Source organism: Bradyrhizobium sp. AT1, assembly GCF_001590795.1.
Lineage (GTDB): Bacteria > Pseudomonadota > Alphaproteobacteria > Rhizobiales > Xanthobacteraceae > Bradyrhizobium.
Map to the genome: position 1 here is coordinate 5,340,157 of NZ_JXDL01000001.1, position 17,277 is coordinate 5,357,433.

14 protein-coding genes are annotated in these 17,277 nt (G+C 64.2%); 8 read left to right on the forward strand and 6 right to left on the reverse strand.

The annotated features are described in order from the left end of the window. Window positions 1-73: 73 nt before the first annotated feature. On the reverse strand, window positions 74-727 hold the full coding sequence (locus tag SE92_RS24785; RefSeq protein ID WP_157095657.1) for a hypothetical protein: 654 nt from the start codon (window positions 725-727) through the stop codon (window positions 74-76). 277 nt (window positions 728-1,004) lie between these two features. Beyond that, a complete protein-coding gene (locus SE92_RS24790) occupies window positions 1,005-3,212 on the reverse strand; it encodes a transglycosylase domain-containing protein (RefSeq protein ID WP_063199199.1) in 2,208 nt (735 codons plus the stop codon). A 167-nt stretch (window positions 3,213-3,379) separates the two neighbouring features. Between SE92_RS24790 and SE92_RS24795 the strand changes: the two genes are divergently transcribed. Continuing rightward, entirely contained in the window at window positions 3,380-3,805 is a 426-nt protein-coding gene (locus SE92_RS24795) for a DUF1330 domain-containing protein (protein WP_063199202.1), read from the forward strand. Between the two features lie 127 nt (window positions 3,806-3,932). On the opposite strand, the gene SE92_RS24800 is transcribed toward SE92_RS24795, so the two are convergent. The 3 genes from SE92_RS24800 to SE92_RS24810 all read right to left on the reverse strand — a co-directional run bounded on the left by SE92_RS24800 (window position 3,933) and on the right by SE92_RS24810 (window position 7,181). Further along, window positions 3,933-5,153 carry an ABC transporter substrate-binding protein gene (locus SE92_RS24800; RefSeq protein WP_063199205.1) on the reverse strand — a complete coding sequence of 407 codons (1,221 nt, stop codon included), beginning with the start codon at window positions 5,151-5,153 and terminating at the stop codon, window positions 3,933-3,935. Between the two features lie 245 nt (window positions 5,154-5,398). Further along, a complete protein-coding gene (locus SE92_RS24805; RefSeq protein ID WP_063199207.1) occupies window positions 5,399-6,622 on the reverse strand; it encodes an ABC transporter substrate-binding protein in 1,224 nt (407 codons plus the stop codon). A gap of 133 nt (window positions 6,623-6,755) precedes the next feature. Continuing rightward, window positions 6,756-7,181, reverse strand: a complete 426-nt coding sequence (locus SE92_RS24810) for a DUF1304 domain-containing protein (protein WP_063199210.1) — start codon at window positions 7,179-7,181, stop codon at window positions 6,756-6,758. Window positions 7,182-7,221: 40 nt separating this feature from the next. On the opposite strand from SE92_RS24810, the gene SE92_RS24815 reads away from it, so the two are divergent. Further along, the gene (locus tag SE92_RS24815; protein WP_063199212.1) at window positions 7,222-7,752 is read left to right on the forward strand and encodes a methylated-DNA--[protein]-cysteine S-methyltransferase; all 531 of its coding nucleotides are present in this window, start codon (window positions 7,222-7,224) and stop codon (window positions 7,750-7,752) included. Between the two features lie 47 nt (window positions 7,753-7,799). On the opposite strand, the gene SE92_RS24820 is transcribed toward SE92_RS24815, so the two are convergent. Beyond that, window positions 7,800-10,592, reverse strand: a complete 2,793-nt coding sequence (locus tag SE92_RS24820) for a [protein-PII] uridylyltransferase (protein ID WP_063199215.1) — start codon at window positions 10,590-10,592, stop codon at window positions 7,800-7,802. Window positions 10,593-10,780: 188 nt separating this feature from the next. Between SE92_RS24820 and SE92_RS24825 the strand changes: the two genes are divergently transcribed. The 6 genes from SE92_RS24825 (at window position 10,781) to SE92_RS24850 (ending at window position 17,198) form a co-directional block, all read left to right on the forward strand. Further along, window positions 10,781-11,752, forward strand: coding sequence for an aliphatic sulfonate ABC transporter substrate-binding protein (locus tag SE92_RS24825; protein WP_063199217.1), 972 nt, complete (start codon window positions 10,781-10,783; stop codon window positions 11,750-11,752). Window positions 11,753-11,937: 185 nt separating this feature from the next. Next, a complete protein-coding gene (locus SE92_RS24830; RefSeq protein WP_063199220.1) occupies window positions 11,938-12,783 on the forward strand; it encodes an ABC transporter permease in 846 nt (281 codons plus the stop codon). Window positions 12,784-12,788: 5 nt separating this feature from the next. Continuing rightward, the gene (locus tag SE92_RS24835) at window positions 12,789-13,574 is read left to right on the forward strand and encodes an ABC transporter ATP-binding protein (RefSeq protein WP_063199223.1); all 786 of its coding nucleotides are present in this window, start codon (window positions 12,789-12,791) and stop codon (window positions 13,572-13,574) included. Between the two features lie 54 nt (window positions 13,575-13,628). After that, window positions 13,629-14,138 carry an OsmC family protein gene (locus tag SE92_RS24840; RefSeq protein ID WP_063199224.1) on the forward strand — a complete coding sequence of 170 codons (510 nt, stop codon included), beginning with the start codon at window positions 13,629-13,631 and terminating at the stop codon, window positions 14,136-14,138. 176 nt (window positions 14,139-14,314) lie between these two features. Continuing rightward, the gene (locus SE92_RS24845; RefSeq protein ID WP_063199227.1) at window positions 14,315-15,124 is read left to right on the forward strand and encodes a hypothetical protein; all 810 of its coding nucleotides are present in this window, start codon (window positions 14,315-14,317) and stop codon (window positions 15,122-15,124) included. Window positions 15,125-15,521: 397 nt separating this feature from the next. After that, window positions 15,522-17,198, forward strand: a complete 1,677-nt coding sequence (locus SE92_RS24850; RefSeq protein WP_157095659.1) for a methyl-accepting chemotaxis protein — start codon at window positions 15,522-15,524, stop codon at window positions 17,196-17,198. Window positions 17,199-17,277 lie beyond the last annotated feature (79 nt).

The window sequence follows — 17,277 nt, forward strand, 5'->3', positions numbered from 1 at the left end:
TTGTTATTGAGCCGAGAAGCTGCGGCCTCCTGCGGGGAATGACAGCGGAGAGTGCGGCAGCGTCAAGCGATACTCACGCACTGAAATCCGCGTTCGTCCCCGCCTGCGTGCGTGACGCCAGGTAGAGCGATTGCGCGCTGGCCTTCTGGCCCTCGGCGAGCATCGCCTGGAAGGCGGCGTCGAGTTGTTCGCGGCTATAGGTCGTGGACACGCTCTCGCGCGGTGTCCATTGCGATAGCGTGATCGCGGTGGAGGCCTTCTCGGCCGTGCCACCGAGCAGCTCGGCGTAACTGTCGGCACGCCATTGCGCCAGATCAGGTCCGCTCAAGCCCGGAGGATCTTCGAGCTTGCCGATCTTCGCGGCCGCCGCGTTCGTCATCACCGAGGATCCGCCGTTGTACAGCGTGGCCACCACCTTGCCGTCCACTTTCACCTGCGCGTAGGTATTCTCAGGCGCATTGTCCGCGACGACCGACTGAGGTGCTTCCGTCTGGTGCGCGATCAGCCAGTGCGTTGCCATGAGGTCGCGCAGGACGGGATTATCCGCCGCAGATATGACCTTGGCACCTGACAGCGGCTTGACCTGGGAGACGTCGACCCGAAATTCGCGGGTCTCAGCTTCAGTGGCGGCGGGTGCCACCGGTTGGAGACCGGACGCTGCATTTGCAGCGGATGTTGATGCGGGCCGCAGATGGGGTAACGCCGCGTTGGCTACACCTGAAATCATGGAACGCTCCTCGGTACTCGCTCAACCTATGAGAGCAAATTCCGGACCGGAGACGTGCGCTTGAAAAGACTGGTGTTTTTGCTGTCGAGGGCAGTGCATCCCGGTCGATCTTGCCGCGCTAGGCAGTACTTGCCGAAGCGGGCCGCTGACTTCCAGACGCGAACTCCCGGCGTCCGCGCTGCCCGCGCAAGCCGTTGATTTCGTTATCCCCGGCTACTGTGCATGGGGTTGTTTTCGCGATTTTTGTTCTGAGGCCATCCTCGACCTCAGGCAGCACCTATCGGTTTCCGCCAAACAGCCGGTCCATCAGCCAGCCATCCAGGCCGGCAGCTGCCTCGGGGCGCACATTGGCGCGCGTCGGGGGCGGCGGGCGATAACCGCCGTTGTTCGCCGGAGCCGGAGCCGCCGTCGGCGGCGACACCTGCGATGCCGCCTGCGCCAGGTTCGACAGGCCCCAGCCACCTGGCGCGCTCGGCAATGCCGCCACCGGCACGCCCTCGTGCGCCGTCTTCATGAAGCGCGACCACACTTCCACCGGCAGGCCGCCGCCGGTGGCCTTCTTGGTCGGCGAGTTGTCGTCATTGCCGAGCCAGACGCCGGTGACGAGGTTGGCGGTGTAGCCGATGAACCAGGCGTCGCGATAATCCTGGCTGGTGCCGGTCTTGCCGGCCGCCGGCCAGCCCGGGATCTCCGCCTTCTTGGCGGTGCCAGAAACAAGCGTCTCCCGCATCATCGTGTTCATCATGCCGACATAGCGGGGGTCGACGACCTGGTTACGCTCGTCGGGCTGGCGCATGTAGAGCAGCTTGCCGCTCAGCGTCCTGATCCGTGTCACGACATGCGGCGCCACCGCGAAGCCGCCATTGGCGAAGGGCGCGTAGGCGCCGACCAGCTCGACGACGGAGACTTCCGACGTGCCGAGCGCGATCGAGGCATTGGGCTCGAGCTTGGAGGAGATGCCGAGCCGGTGCGCGGTGCGTACCACGTTCTTCGGTCCAACCTCGAGGCCGAGGCGGATCGCGACGGTGTTGAGCGACATCGCCAGCGCCTGCGTCAACGTCACCGCGCCGAAATATTCGTGGGTGTAGTTCTCGGGCCGCCAGCCCTTGACCTCGATCGGCGCGTCCTGGCGCATCGTGTCGGGCGTCAGTCCTTGTTCGAGCGCGGTCAGATACACGAACGGCTTGAACGAGGAGCCCGGCTGGCGCTTGGCGGTGACCGCGCGGTTGTACTGGCTCTCGGAATAGTTCCGCCCGCCGACCATGGCGCGCACGGCACCATCAGGCGTCATCGCCACCAGCGCGCCCTGGCTGACATTGAATTTCACGCTCTTCGCCGCGAGCTCGTCGATGATGGCCGCTTCCGCCACGCTCTGCAGCTTCGGATCGATCGTGGTCTCGACCTTGATGCTCTCGTCGATCTGGCCGACCAGATCGTCCAGCACCTCGCCGACCCAGTCGGCAACGTAATTGACCGTGCCGGCGCCGGCCGGCTTCACATTGTAGGAGGGATGGCCGATCGACGCCTTGGCCTGCGCATCGGTGATGAATTTCGCATCCGCCATCGCCGCGAGCACGATCTGCGCACGCGCTTCGGCGCCTTCGGGGTTGCGGTTCGGTGCAAGCCGCGAGGGCGACTTGACGAGGCCGGCGAGCATCGCGGCCTCGGCGACCGTGACGTTCTTGGCCGACTTGCCGAAATATTTCTGCGCGGCAGCTTCAACGCCGTAGGCGCCGGAGCCGAAATAGACGCGGTTGAGATAAAGCTCCAGGATCTCGTCCTTGGAATGCTTGCGCTCCAGCCAGATCGCGAGCTCCACCTCCTGCAGCTTGCGCTGCATGGTGCGCTCCTGGGTCAGGAACAGGTTCTTGGCGAGTTGCTGCGTCAGCGTCGAGCCGCCCTGCGATACGCCGCGATGAAGCACGTTGGTGACGAGGGCACGCGCGATGCCGACGGGGTCGATGCCGAAATGCGAATAGAAGCGGCGGTCCTCGATGGCGATGAACGCCTTCGGCAAATATGGCGGCAAGTCGTTCAGCGCGACATTGGCGCCGGCCATTTCGCCGCGCTGCGCCAGCATGCTGCCGTCGATGCCGACGATCTGGATCGTCGGGGGGCGCTTGGGGATTTCCAGCGACTGGATCGGGGGCAGATGGGCGCCGACATAGATCACGACGCCGATCACGGCGATGACGCCCCACAGGCTCAGCACCGCGCCCCAATAGACCAGGCGGCCGAGGCCGAACCCGCCACGCGACTTCGCGCGCCGCTTGGCGCCGCTGCGGCCGGCCGGCGCCTTGCGCTCGCGCGGCGGCTGGTCGCCGGCATCCTCAGCTTTGCGCTTGGCTGATGATTTCGCTGATTTCTTCGGCTTGTCGTCGCCGCCGGGAACGCGATCCGCCGCGGTGAGGCGCAGATCGGAGAGCGCTGCGGGCAAGCCGAACAGCGGCTCCTTCCGCCCACCCTTTTTCTTTCCCCACGCCATACGCAAAACGCCCGGTCAGCCCGCCCCGCCGAGACGCTAACGGTCGCAGTTTAAGGCCCCGTTACCCCGGCGTTAACGCGCGATTAGGAGATGGGTCATTCGCATCCCGCAGTTCCGCTGATGAGGTGGCGGCGTTAGGATTGCCGGCACAAAAAGAGGGAGCGCTCATGGGCCATATCGATCCGACCAAGGAGATCTTCGCGCAATTCCGGGACAACGATCGCCCCGGCCCGATCCACATGCTCAATCTGGTGCGATTGCGGAAAGAAGCGGCCTATCCGGACGGACGCAAGGCGAGCGGCGCGGAAGCCTATGCCGCCTATGGCCGCGAGAGCGGCCCGGTATTCGAACGCCTCGGCGGCCGCATCGTCTGGCAGGGTAAGTTCGAGCTGATGCTGATCGGTCCGCAGGACGAGCGCTGGGACCATTGCTTCATCGCGGAGTATCCGAGCGTCGCCGCCTTCGTCGAGATGATCCGCGATCCCGTCTATCGCGAGGCCGTGAAGCACCGGCAGGCCGCGGTGGAGGATTCGCGCCTGATCCGGCACGCGGTGCTGCCGGTGGGCAAGAATTTTGGCGAGATCCCGACTTAGTTTGTAGGGTGGGTTAGCGCGGCGGCTGCGCAAAGCGCAGTCCGCCGGGCGTAACCCACCACTTTGGTCTCCGCTGCGGCAGAAGCGGTGGGTTACGCCTGCGGCTAACCCACCCTACGAGACCGCGCTAACCCGCCGGACCCGCATCCTCCAGGATCGGGCCGAACAGTTCCCAGCGCTCGCCGTTGAACTTCATCATCTGAAGCTGCTTGTTGACGCGGTAGTCGGTCGGCGAGGTGTTGACCTTGATGCCGGGCAGCGCGGTGTCGGTGGCGAAGTCCTTCACCGAGGCAGCCTGCTTCATCACGTTCTCGCGGGTCAGGTCGTCACCGCACTGCTTCAGCACATGCACCAGCAACTGCGCCGTGCTGTAGCCGTAGGTGTTGAAGTTCGAATCCTTGTCGCCGTCGGGATAGTACTTCGCCATGAAGTCGAAATACCTCTTCAGGCCGGCGTCGTCCTTCCAGGTCGGATCGAGCGGTTCCTTGCCGTAATTGACGCTGATCAGGCCCTTGGCGGCGTCGAGCCCTGCGGGCTTCAGCACCGCGCCGACCGAGGTGGCGTTGATGTCGACGATCTGGACCGGATGCCAGCCCATCTCCGCGATCTTCTTGATCGCCTGCGCGGCCTGCTTCGGCGTGCTTGCGCTGAAGAACAGGTCGGCGCCGGCATCCTTGATCTTGAGGACCTGCGAATCGACGGTGGGATCGGACACCTCGTAGGAGGCTTCAGTCACGATCATCTTGGCCGCCTTGTCGCCGAGGCCCGCCTTGATGCCGTTCAGATAGTCCTTGCCGAGGTCGTCGTTCTGGTAGAGCACGCCGATCTTGGCGTTCGGATGCTCCTTCAGGATGTACTGGCCGTAGATGCGGCCCTCGACGAAATAGTTGGGGTTGAAGCCCATGGTCCACGGAAAGTTCTTCGGGTCGGTGAACCTCGAGGCCCCGGTCGCCGCGAACAGCTGCGGCACCTTCTTGGCGTTGAGATATTTCTGCACGGCCGCGTTCACGGGCGTGCCGATGATCTGGAAGGTCAGCAGCACCTCGTCGCTCTCGACCAGCTTGCGGATCTGCTCCACGGCCTTCGGTGGCGAGTAGGCGTCGTCATATTGGATCAGGTTGATCTTGCGGCCGTTGACGCCGCCCTGGTCGTTGATCATCTTGAAGTAGGCGGCCTGCGTCTTGCCGATCGACGAATAGGCCGACGCCGGTCCCGAGAACGGCATGGTCTGTCCGACCTTGATCTCGGTGTCGCTGGCGCCGGGGTCATATTTCTTCTGGGCATTGGCCGCTGAAATCGACAGCGCCAGAGCAAGCGCCGTGGCCAGATGCAGCTTTCCATTCCTCATTCGCAATTCCCTCATTTGTTATCGCCGATGATCTCCCGGCGCGCGTTTGCGCGTCCGATGCCATCGCTGAGGGAGAGTGTGGAGGAACGGGTGTTGCAACGCAAGGTGGGCGGCGCACATCCTTTGTAGGGTGGGCCAGCCAAGCAGATGCGCGAAGCGCATCTGCTTGGCGTAACCCACCTCTTATGTTGCCGCGGGGAAAGACCGTGGTGGGTTACGCTGCGCTAGCCCACCCAACATAATCCCTAGCCCGACGGTCCCGTGTCCTCGATGATCGGCCCGAACAGCTCCCAGCGTTCGCCGTTGAACTTCATCATCTGCATCTGCTTGTTGACGCGGAAGTCGTTCGGCCCAGTGTTGATCTTGATGCCGGGCAGCGCGAAGCTCGGGGTGAAGTCCTTGATGTTGGCGACCTGCTTCATGATGTTCTCACGCGTCAGATCGTCGCCGCATTGCTTGAGGACCTGGACCAGCAATTCCGCCACCGAATAGGCATAGGTGTTGACGGTGTTGAGCTTGTCGCCTTCCGGGAAATACTTGTCCATGAAAGCGAAGAAGGCCTTCACGCCCGGATCGTCCTTCCACTGCGGATCGCTCGGCTCCTTGCCGTATTGGGTCGAGATGATGCCCTTGGAGATGTCGAGGCCGGCCGGCTTCAGCGTTGCCGAGATCGGGCTCGCATTGATGTCGAGGATGTGCACCGGCGTCCAGCCGAGGTCGGCGAGCTTCTTGATCGCCTGTGCCGCGAATTTCGGCGTGGAGGCATCGAAGAACACGTCGACACCCATCGACTTCAGCTTGACCACCTGGGAGTCGACGGTCGGGTCGGTGACCTCGTAGGAGACCTCGCCGACGATCATGTTGGCCTTGTCGCCGAGACCGCTCTTCAGGCCAGCGAGATAGTCGCGGCCCATGTCGTCGTTCTGGTAGAGCACGCCGATCTTGGCGTTCGGATGCTCCTTGAGAATGTACTTGGCGTAAATCCGTCCCTCGGACACGTAGTTGGGATTGTAGGCGATGGTCCAGGGATAGTTCTGGGGATCGTTGAAACGCGCCGCACCGGTCGAGGCCAGCAGCTGCGGCACCTTCTTGCCGTTGAGATATTTTTGCACGGCGGCGTTGGCTGCAGTGCCGATCAGCTGGAAGGTGAACAGCACCTCGTCGCCTTCGACGAGCTTGCGCACCTGCTCGACCGTCTTCGGCGGCGAATAGGCGTCGTCGTACTGGATCAGGTTGATCTTGCGGCCGTTGATGCCGCCCTGATCGTTGATCATCTTGAAGTAAGCGGCCTGCGTCTTGCCGATATTGGCGTAGACGGAATAGGGGCCGGAGAACGGCACGGTCTGGCCGATCTTGATCTCGGTGTCGCTCGCCCCGGTGTCGTATTTTTTCTGGGCGAAGGCTTGATTGGCGGAGAACGCGAAGGCGAGCGCCGCTGTGGCAGCTATGAAGGCTCTGCGATTGCTCATATGGGTTGTTCCTCCTGACGGAATTTTCGGCCGATGGTCTTTTCCCGTTGATTGCAACGGTCGCCATCGCTGCCGAAGATTGTGGAGGAAGGCTTGCCGCCGCGCAAGGATCGCGGCGCTGCGCCGTAGCGTCTCAGGCCACAGGCTGAGCCAGGAACAATGCAGCCAACGCCACCGCCGCCGGGAGCGCCTGCACCAGCAGGATGCGGCTGCTGACGGTCGCGGCGCCATAGGCGCCGGCCACGATCACGCAAAGCAGGAAGAACGCCTTGATCTGGAACGCGAAGGCGGGGTTGCCGTGGACGAGACCCCAGATCAGGCCCGCGGCGAGAAAGCCGTTATAGAGCCCCTGATTGGCCGCCAGCACTTTCGTAATCTCGGCCTTCTCAGGCGTGTTGCGAAACACCTTCATGCCCTGCGGCTTGTCCCAGAGAAACATCTCCAGGATCAGGAAGAGGACATGCAGCGCGGCGACCAGCGCCACCAGGACATTGGCGATCAGGATCAAGATGAGCTCCCCCAGCGTCAGCTTTCGGGTGGACGGTAGCACGGACGGCATGGCAAGTGCGATGGGTGTGTTTCGATGTAATGGTGCCGCAATGGCCAGCCGATCAACAAGGACTTCCCTCAACTTCGGCCTCGATCGCCTGACGACGCCGATCGGGATTGCTTTGCTCGTCACCGACGCCGAGGGCGCGCTACGCGCGCTCGACTGGGAAGATTACGAGCACCGCATGCGCGAGCTGCTCCGCCTGCACTACGGCACAGTGAACCTGAGCGATCAGCCTGCACCGACACAGATCCGGACTGCACTGTCGGGCTATTTCGAAGGCGATCTCGGCCAGCTCGCGAGTATCGCATGGTGCATCGCCGGCACGCCGTTCCAGCAGAAGGTCTGGACCGCGCTCGCTCAGATTCCTGCGGGCACCACCATGAGCTACGGCGCGCTCGCTGCGAAGATTGAGACGCCGAAGGCCATTCGCGCCGTCGGCCATGCCAACGGCTCCAACCCGATCAGCGTAGTGCTGCCGTGCCACCGCCTGATCGGCGCCGATGGTTCGCTGGTGAAGTACGGCGGTGGGCTGGAGCGGAAACGCTGGCTGCTGCGGCACGAGGGCGTGGAGGTTTAGGCCTCTGTCATTCCGGGGTCGCCGCTGCGCTGCGCCCGGAATGACGATTACGCCGCCGGTGCCGCAACCGCCTTGTCGGTGGCCATCACATGGGTCAGCGCGCTCTTGATCGCGGCCTGGCGCGTCGGTGCGTTGATCTGGGCGCCGAGCAGGTCGGTGACGTAGAACACGTCGCGGGCGCGCTCGCCGAAGGTCGCGACATGGGCCGAGGCGATGTTGAGGTTGAGCTTCGAGATCGCGGTGGTCAGCTCGTAGAGCAGGCCGGGGCGGTCGAGGCCGGAGACCTCGATCACGGTGTAGCGGTCCGACCATTGGTTGTTGATGGTCACCTCAGGCTCGATCACGAACGGCCGCGCCTTGCTGCGTACGGTGCGCCGCGCCACCACTTCGGGCAGGCGCAGCTTGCCTTCGAGCACGTCCTCGATCATCTCGCCGATGCGGGTGGCGCGCCGGCCCTCGTCCTCATCGCGGTCGTATTCCCGCGATATCGAGATCGTGTCGAGCGCGCGGCCGTCGGTGGTCGTGTAGATCTGGGCATCGACGATGTTGGCGCCGGCGGAGGCGCAGGCGCCGGCGATGATCGACAGCAGCCAGGGATGGTCGGCGGCGAAGATCGTCAGCTCGGTGACGCCGCGCACCTCGTCGAAGCCGACATTGATCGCGAGCTTGTGGCCGGCCTGCTCGCTGGAGCGGACGAAGCGGGCGTGACGGATTTTTCGCGGCAGCTCGACCTTGAGCCAATAGGCTGGATAATGCCGGCCGATATAGGCGTCGAGCTCCTCCGCCGGCCATTCGGCGAAGGCGTTGCGGAATTCGGCGTAGGCGGCGGTGAGGCGTTTTCCCCGGTCGACTTCCGAGAAGCCGCCCGTGAGCACCGGCTCGGTTTCATAATAGAGCGAGCGCAAGAGCTGCGCCTTCCAGCCGTTCCACACCCCGGGACCGACGCCGCGGATGTCGGCGGTTGTCAGGATGGTCAGGAGCTTCATCTGCTCGACTGATTGCACCACGGCAGCGAAATTCTCGATGGTCTTGCGGTCGGACAGGTCGCGCGACTGTGCGACCGTCGACATCGTCAGATGCTCCTCGATCAGCCAGGCGATGAGCTCGGTGTCGGCAGCGCTGAAGCCGAGCCGCGGGCAGAGCCGTCGCGCCACCTTGGCGCCGGCGATCGAATGATCCTCGGGTCGGCCCTTGGCGATGTCGTGCAGCAGCGTCGTGATGTAGATGACCGCACGGTGCTCGGGGCGAATCTTGCGCATGAGGTCGCTGGCGAGGGTGAATTCCTCGACGCCGCCGCGCTCGATGTCCTGCAGGAAGCCGACGCAGCGGATCAGATGCTCGTCGACCGTATAATGATGATACATATTGAACTGCATCATCGAGACGATCTTGCCGAAGGCACGGATGAAATGGCCGAGCACGCCGGTCTCGTTCATCCGCCGCAGCACGATCTCGGCATTGTCCGAGGTCAGGATCTCCATGAACAGCCGGTTCGCCTCGGGATTTTCGCGCATTTGCGCGTTGATCAGGCCGAGCGAGCGCGTCACGTCGCGCATCGCATCCGGATGGAAGGCGAGGTTGTTCTTCTGCGCGAGGCGGAAGATCCGGATCAGATTGACCGGATCGTGCTTGAAGATGTCCGGCGCCGCGACGTTGATGCGGTTGTTGTCGACGATGAAGTCGTCGCTGTCGGGGACGCGCCGCTTCGCCGCTGTGGGGCGCAGCCGCGCCATCATCCGGCTCAGCACCGGCGCGGGCTTGGCCTGCTGGTCCTCGAGCTTGGCGCAGAGGATGGCGGTGAGATTGCCGACCTCCTTGGCGACCAGGAAGTAGTGCTTCATGAAGCGCTCGACGTCCTGCATGCCGGGATGCGAGGTGTAGCCGAGCCGCACCGCGATCTCGCGCTGGAGGTCGAAGGACAGACGCTCTTCGGCGCGGCCGGAGTAGAAATGCAGATTGCAGCGCACCGACCAGAGGAAATCGGCGCAGCGGCGGAAAGTGCGGTATTCCTGCGCGTCGAACACGCCGCGCTCGACCAGCTCGCTGGTGTCGCGGACGCGGTAGACATATTTGGCGATCCAGAACAGCGTGTGCAGGTCGCGCAACGCGCCCTTGCCGTCCTTGACGTTGGGTTCGACCAGATAGCGCGACTGGCCGCCGCGGCGATGGCGCTCCTCGCGCTCGGCGAGCTTTGCGGTGACGAATTCCGAGGCGGTGCCCTGCACCACTTCCTTGTCGAAGCGCGCGACCAGCTCGTCATACAGCGGCTTGTCGCCGGTGAGGAAGCGCGTCTCCAGGATCGCGGTGCGGATGGTCATGTCGCCGCGCGCCTGCCGGATCGATTCGTCCACCGATCGCGTGGCGTGACCGACCTTCAGCCCCATGTCCCAGAGGCAATAGAGGATGGCCTCTGCCACCTGCTCGCCCCAGGCGGTCTGCTTGTAGGGCAGGATGAACAGGAGATCGATGTCCGATTCCGGCGCCATCAGGCCGCGGCCATAGCCGCCGGTCGCAACCACCGCCATGCGCTCCGCGCCGCTCGGGATCGGCGAGCGATAGAGATGCCGGGTCGCCGCCGAATACAGGATGCGGATGATCTCGTCCTGGACATGGCAAAGCCGCTCGGCGCAGTGACGGCCATGACGGTCCTTCAAGAGGATCTCCTGGGCCGCGGCGCGCGACGCGATCAGCTCGGCCTTGAGCAATTGCGCCATGGCGGTGCGGAACGCGTCTTCGCGTCCCTGGTGCTTCTCGGCGAGCGCATCGACCGCGGCGGTGATCCGCACCGTGTCGAAACGATCATCCACCTCGGGCCTGTGCTCGGTCGCAACGCTGTCCATGTCTCACCGGATATAAGAGGTGACAGGCGCTGTCACCCGCCATTCTCTGGCAATAGTCGTTCCATGCTGGAAAGCCGCGGCTTCGGGCAAATCTGTTCTCGGCCGGCGGGCCTTCAAGGGACGGATTTTCTCGTTGATTTCTAGATATAACTCATTGAAAAACAATGAAGTTTTGGAGGAGGCTGGGCATGACCAAGATTTCACGACGTCGTCTGCTGGCGGGGGCCGTGGCTCTCGCAGTGACCCCCGCGGCAAAGGCTGCGGATCCGCTCAAGGAGATCCGCATCGACTGGGCGACCTACAATCCGGTGTCGATGGTCCTGAAGCAGAAGGGACTGCTCGAGAAGGAATTCGCCAAGGACGGCATTACCGTGACCTGGGTGCAGTCGGCCGGCTCCAACAAGGCGCTCGAATTCCTCAATGCCGGCTCGATCGATTTCGGCTCGACCGCGGGCTCGGCGGCGCTGGTGGCGAAGATCAACGGCAATCCGATCAAGTCGATCTACGTCTATTCGCGCCCTGAATGGACCGCGCTGGTGACAGGCAAGGATTCCAAGATCGCTGGCGTTGCCGACCTCAAGGGCAAGCGCGTCGCGGTGACGCGCGGCACCGATCCGCACATTTTCCTGGTGCGCGCGCTGCTTGGCGCCGGCCTCACCGAGAAGGACATCACGCCGGTGCTGCTCCAGCATGCCGACGGCAAGACCGCGCTGATCCGCGGCGACGTCGATGCCTGGGCCGGTCTCGATCCGATGATGGCGCAGGCCGAGGTCGAGGAAGGCGCCAAGCTGTTCTATCGCAAGGCTGACGCCAACACCTGGGGCATCCTCAATGTGCGCGAGCAGTTCCTGAAGGACCATCCGGACGCCGCCCGCCGCGTGCTTGCGGTGTATGAAGAGGCGCGAAAATATTCGCTGGCGAATTACGACGAGCTGAAGAAGACCTTCATCGCCGTGACGAAGCTCCCCGAAGCGGTGGTCGACAAGCAGCTCAAGGAGCGCACCGAGCTCACCCACAGCCGCATCGGCGCGCCGCAGCGCGAGTCGATCCTCGCCGCGGGCCTCGCGCTGCAGCAGGCCGGCGTCGTCGATGCCAAGGTCGACGTGAAGGCGACGCTGGATGCGTTGATCGACGATCAGGTGCCGTTGCCGACGAATTGAGGTCGGCCTGTAGCCCGGATGGAGCGCAGCGAAATCCGGGTCTTTTTCGCTGGCGGCAAGATTCCCGGATTGTGCTGCGCTCCATCCGGGCTACGCAGGCGGGAAGAGGCGCGCGCCCGCAACAGACTCCGGCGGAGATTGCCGCACTCCCTTGCATTCCCCAACCAGACGCGCTTCCTACGACCATGATCTCCGACGCGCCAGTCCTGCAACAAGCCTCCGAGCCGGCCGAAAACGTTGCTGCGCCCTCGCGCGCCGCGCGTTATGCGCGGCCGCTGCTTGGGGCATTGCTGCCGTTGGCGCTCGCGCTCGGTTGGGAACTCGTGGTCTGGCTCGGCTGGTCGAACGGCCGGCTGGTGCCGCCGCCCTCGCGCATCTTTGCCACCATCGCCGAGCTCGCCCGTTCCGGCGAACTGGTTCGCCACATCATCGCAACGCTGTGGCGCGTCGGGCTCGGTTTCGCCTTCGGTGTCGTCGCAGGCACGCTGCTCGGGGCCGTCTCCGGCTATTGGTCGCTGGCGCGGCGGCTGCTCGATCCGACCGTGCAGGCGCTGCGCGCGATCCCGTCGCTGGCCTGGGTGCCGCTGTTCATCCTCTGGCTCGGCATCTTCGAGACCTCGAAGGTCGCGCTGATCGCGGTCGGGGTGTTCTTCCCGGTCTATCTCGGCGTGATGGGTGCGATCCTCTCGGTCGACCGCAAGATCGTCGAAGTCGGCCGTACCTTCCGCCTCTCCGGCTTCGCGATGATCCGCCGCATCCTCTTGCCCGCGGTGCTGCCGGCCTATGTCGTGTCCTTGCGCGTCGGACTTGGTCTGGGCTGGATGTTCGTGGTCGCGGCCGAGCTGATCGGCGCCTCGGAAGGTCTCGGCTATCTCCTGCTCGACGGCCAGCAGCTCGGCAAGCCCGCGCAGATCCTGGCCGCGATCGTGATCTTCGCCATCCTCGGCAAGCTCACCGACTGGCTGATCGAGGTCGCGGCGGCGCCGTTCCTGCGCTGGCAGGATGCCTTCGTCCGCGTGAAGGGAGCCTGAAGGCGATGCTGGCGCTCGACCGGGTCAGCAAGACCTATCCCAACGGCGTGCAGGCGCTGGCCCGCTTCTCCGCCGAGATCAGGCAAGGCGAGATCGTCGCCATCATCGGCGGCTCCGGCTGCGGCAAATCGACATTGCTCCGCGCCATCGCGGGTCTCGATCGCGCCAGCTCGGGCACGGTGACGCTCGACAATGAGGCGATCTCTTCGCCCCATGCCAAGATCGGCATCATCTTCCAGGAGCCCAGGCTTTTGCCCTGGCTCAGCGTCGCCGACAATATCGGCTTCGGCCTTGCCGACCTGCCCGCGGCCGAGCGGCGCGAGAAGGTGGTGCGCGCGCTCGAGCGCGTCGGGCTGGCCGAGAAGGCGCAGGCCTGGCCGCGTGAACTCTCCGGCGGGCAGGCGCAACGCGTCGCGATCGCCCGCGCGCTGGTGCCGCAACCCGAGGTGCTCTTGCTCGACGAGCCGTTCTCCGCGCTCGACGCTTTCACCCGCAGGGATCTCCAGGACCATCTGCTCGATCTCTGGGCCGATACGCGGCCGACGCTCATCCTCGTCACGCATGACGTCGACGAGGCCGTGGTGCTGGCCGACCGCGTGCTGGTGATGCGGCCGCGGCCGGGCCGGCTGTTCGACCAGATCGAGATCAATCTCGGCCGGCCGCGCGATCGCAATTCGCCGCTGTTCGAGACTTTCAAGCGAAGTGTGCTGACGTCACTCGACCGTTCGCTCGATCGCAGCGTGCCCGACCGTGACGCAACCCAGGGTCCCGGTCAGGCCATGTGGTGGTGACAATTTCGCGCTGACCCGGTACATCGAGGAGCAATTATCCGGGAGAGAACGAACATGGACGCTGCAGAGCTGCGCCAGATGCAGGCTCCGATCAAGGAGCGCTACAAGACCGACCCCAAGACCGCGCTGATCACGCTGAAGGCCAAGGGCTCCACCGATGGCGAAGGCATCGCCTGCAAGGTCGAGACTGGCCGCGCCATCGCGATGGCCGGCCTGCATCCCGCCACCGGCGGCTCCGGCCTCGAGCTCTGCTCCGGCGACATGCTGCTCGAAGCCCTGGTCGCCTGTGCCGGTGTCACCCTGAAATCGGTCGCGACCGCGATCGAGGTGCCCCTGAAGACCGGCAACGTCTATGCCGAGGGCGATCTGGATTTCCGCGGCACGCTCGGCGTCGACAAGGAGACCCCGGTGGGCTTCGCCGAGATCCGTCTGCGCTTCGAGGTCGACACTGACGCGCCGCAGGACAAGCTCGATCTCCTGCTCAAGCTCACCGAGCGCTATTGCGTGGTCTATCAGACCATCAAGAACGGCCCGAAGGTCTCGGTGTCGATGCAGCGGATGTGACTGCCTTACCCTCCCCTGGAGGGGGAGGGTCGATCGCGCGCAGCGCGAGCGGGGTGGGGTGATCTCTCCACTCGGGCACCTTGTCCGTCGAGAGACTGTCACCCCACCCCGTCTCATATCTCGCTGCGCTCCATATGAGCCGACCCTGCCCCTCCAGGGGAGGGTAAGAAGCGAAAATGTCCCTCGACCTTCACTTCCTCCTCATCCTCCTCCTGCGCATGGCGATCTCGGCGGCGTTCGTCGTGACGGCGTCGATCATCACCGAACGGTCGGGCCCGGTGATCGGCGCGCTGGTCGCGACCTTGCCGATCTCGGCCGGCCCCTCCTACGTCTTCCTCGCACTCGACCACGACGCCGCCTTCATCGCGCAAGGCTCGCTCGCGAGTCTTCCGATCAACGCGGCGACGATCTTCATGTGCCTCACTTATGTCGTGCTGGCGCAGCGGCACAGCCTTCTGGTGAGCGGCGGAAGCGCGGTCGCGGTCTGGATCGTGCTGGCTTCGATCATCCGTCAGTTCGACTGGCCGCTCACCGCGGGGCTCGCCGCAAATCTGATCGCCTTCGGTATCTGCATTCCGCTGCTGGCGCGCTATCGCCACGTGAAAATGCCGCTGGTGACGCGCCGCTGGTACGACGTGCCGATGCGGGCTGCCTTGGTCGCGACGCTGGTCGCGATCGTTGTCTCGACCTCGGGCTGGGTCGGTCCGCGCATCAGCGGCATCATCGCGCTGTATCCTGTGGTGTTCACCAGCATCATGGTGATCCTGCATCCGCGCATCGGCGGCCGACCGACCGCCGCCGTGCTCGCCAACTCCGCCTGGGGACTGCTCGGATTCGGCACGGCGATCGCCGTCCTGCACGTTGCAGTGGTGGCGTTCGGCTCCGTCGTCGGACTGTGTCTCGCGCTCGGCACTTGCATCGTCTGGAATCTGACGCTGTGGGGAATCGGCCGGCGTGCGATGCACGAGACGCGGCAAGCGCAGTAGAACCGGGAGGCCGTGAGACTACGGATCAGCGCGACGCGGCGTCGCGCAAAGTCGTGTCCTGCAGGTCGATCTCACGATCGAGATCAACGCGACCTCTTCGCAAGCCATTGAATGAGATGCGTCATTTCAAATTGTTCCGCCGCTCCGATTGATCGCGGCGCGGGCAGAGCTCGTTCCCGTTTCCGCCGATTTCCGACACTTCTATTAGAACTTTCTTCGCGCTTTTCACCTATGAATGGCTGAGCGTACCCGCTTCCGCAGTTGTCGGCGCGAACTCGTCCGAGCTGCATCAAAGCGCAGGGACTCGCGGGAATTGTAGATTTGAATACGGCTGTGTCGCCGCAACGGTTACTCCCCCTACGAGCTATCCACCCAATTTCGAGATGGAGATTCTTTGATGTTCGGTCGCAAGTCCCAGATTGATGCACAAGCGCGGCTCGATGCGATCGGCCGTTCCCAGGCTATGATCGAATTCAATCTGGATGGCACGATCATCACGGCCAACAAGAACTTTCTCGACGCCCTCGGCTATCAGCTTGGCGAGATCCAGGGCAAGCATCACTCCATGTTCGTGCCGGCCGACCAGCGCGAGACCGCCGAGTACAAGGCGTTCTGGGCTGCATTGAACCGTGGCGAGTATCAGGCGCGCGAGTTCAAGCGGATCGCGAAGGATGGCCACGAGGTCTGGATCGAAGCATCCTACAATCCGGTACTCGACGGCAACGGGAAGACGGTGATGGTCGCCAAGATCGCGACCGACATCACGGCGAAGAAGATGCGGACCATGACGGATGCGTCGAAGATCGCCGCCATCAGCCGCGCCCAGGCCGTGATCGAGTTCAGGCTCGACGGCACCATCGTCACCGCCAACGAGAATTTCTGCAAGGCGCTCGGCTATTCGTTGTCGGAAATCGAGGGCAAGCACCACAGCCTGTTCGTCGCCGAGGCCGACCGCAGCGGCACGGCCTATCGCGAGTTCTGGGCCGCGCTCAACCGCGGCGACTATCAGGCCGGCGAGTTCAAGCGGATCGGCAAGGGCGGCAAGGAGGTGTGGATTCTCGCGTCCTACAATCCGCTGCTCGACGAGACCGGCAAGCCCTACGGCGTCGTCAAGTTCGCGACCGACATCACCGCCGAGAAGCTGAAGAACGCCGATCTCGCCGGTCAGATCGCGGCGATCGACAAGGCCCAGGCCGTGATCGAATTCAATATGGACGGCTCGATCATCACCGCGAACGCCAACTTCCTCGGCGCGCTCGGCTATTCGCTGGCCGAGATCAAGGGCAAGCATCACAGCATGTTCGTCGACCCCAACGAGCGGGACGGGGCTGCTTATCGTGAGTTCTGGGCGGCGCTCAACCGCGGTCAGTACCAGGCGGCCGAATACAAGCGGATCGGCAAGGGCGGCAAGGAGGTCTACATCCAGGCCTCCTACAATCCGATCATGGATCTCAACGGCAAGCCGTTCAAGGTCGTCAAATATGCCACCGACGTCACCAAGCAGGTGCTGGTCCGCATGGGCAACGAGCGCGTGCGCGGCATGATGGAATCGGTCGCCGCGGGTTCGGAGGAGCTTAACGCCTCGGTGCGGGAGATCTCCGAGGCAATGACCAAATCCCGCGAGACCGCGATGAGCGCGGTGGAGCAGGTCTCCTCGGCCGACGCGCAGGCGCAACGCCTCACCGAGGCGGCGCAGTCGATGAGCGGCATCGTCGAGATGATCAACAGCATCACCGGCCAGATCAACCTCCTGGCGCTGAACGCCACGATCGAATCCGCCCGGGCCGGCGAGGCCGGCCGCGGCTTTGCCGTGGTCGCCTCGGAGGTGAAGAGCCTCGCCAACCAGGCCAAGCAGGCCACCGACAAGATCGGCGCGGAGATCGGCAGCCTCAACGGCATCTCCGGCGACGTCGTCAGCGCGCTCGGCTCGATCAAGCAGGCGATCAACAATGTCAGCGAATACGTGACCTCGACCGCTGCGGCCATCGAGGAGCAGAGCACCGTGACGAACGAGATGTCGACCAGCATGCAGCGCGCGGCGGCGGAAGCGGCCGCGATCGCGGCGAGAGCGTAGTTTCACGCAGGAATGGTAGGGTAGGCAAAGGCGCGCTCTTTGCGCGCCGTGCCCACCATCTCTCCGCGTCCAGCCGATA